This is a genomic window from Microtetraspora sp. AC03309 (assembly GCF_020826795.1).
GTDB classification, from domain to species: Bacteria; Actinomycetota; Actinomycetes; order Streptosporangiales; family Streptosporangiaceae; genus Microtetraspora; species Microtetraspora glauca.
The window spans coordinates 1-723 of sequence record NZ_JADDIL010000304.1 but is presented as its reverse complement, the minus strand read 5'-3'; the positions used below and the strand labels follow the sequence as shown (position 1 = coordinate 723).

Below are 723 nucleotides of genomic sequence, written 5' to 3'. Positions count from 1 at the left end.
CCGTAGATAGCCGAGATGGCGATCCCTAGCCGCTCCGAGGGCAGGTTGGTCATCAGGTGGTAGAAACCACGACCTTCCTTGCCGAGCAGGTTGGCGTTCGGCACCCGCACATTCTCGAAGTGCAGCTCGGAGGTGTCCTGGCTGTGCAGGCCCATCTTGTCGAGCTTGCGCCCGCGGGTGAAGCCCTCCATGCCTCGCTCCACCACGAACAGCGTGAAGCCCTTGTGGCCGGCCTCCGGGTCGGTGCGGGCCACCACGACGCACAGGTCGCAGTTGATGCCCGAGGAGATGAAGGTCTTGGAGCCGTTGATGATCCAGTCGTCACCGTCGCGCACGGCCGAGGTGCGGATGCCGGCCAGGTCGCTGCCCGCCCCCGGCTCGGTCATCGCGATCGCGATGATCAGCTCACCGCTGGTGATGCCGGGCATCCAGCGCTTCTTCTGCTCGTCGTTGGCCAGTTCCTTGAAGTACGGGCCGACGACGTCGTTGTGCAGGCTCAGCGCCGGGCCGTGCACGCCGGACTTGGCGATCTCCTCGTCGATGATGGCGTTGAACCGGAAGTCGTCCGAGCCGCCACCGCCGAACTCCTCGGGCATGTTGAATCCGATGAGCCCGTACTTGCCGGCGGCGACATAGGCCGACCGGTCGACGAGTCGCTCGGACTCCCACTTCTCGGAGTTGGGCACGAGCTCACGCTCGATGTACTCCTTGACCGTCTCGCGG

General features: G+C 65.4%; 1 protein-coding gene. It reads right to left on the bottom strand.

From position 1 onward, the window contains the following. Positions 1-723 (bottom strand): acyl-CoA dehydrogenase family protein (locus tag IMZ11_RS42980; protein WP_228649377.1); only part of this gene is annotated, 723 nt, incomplete at both ends.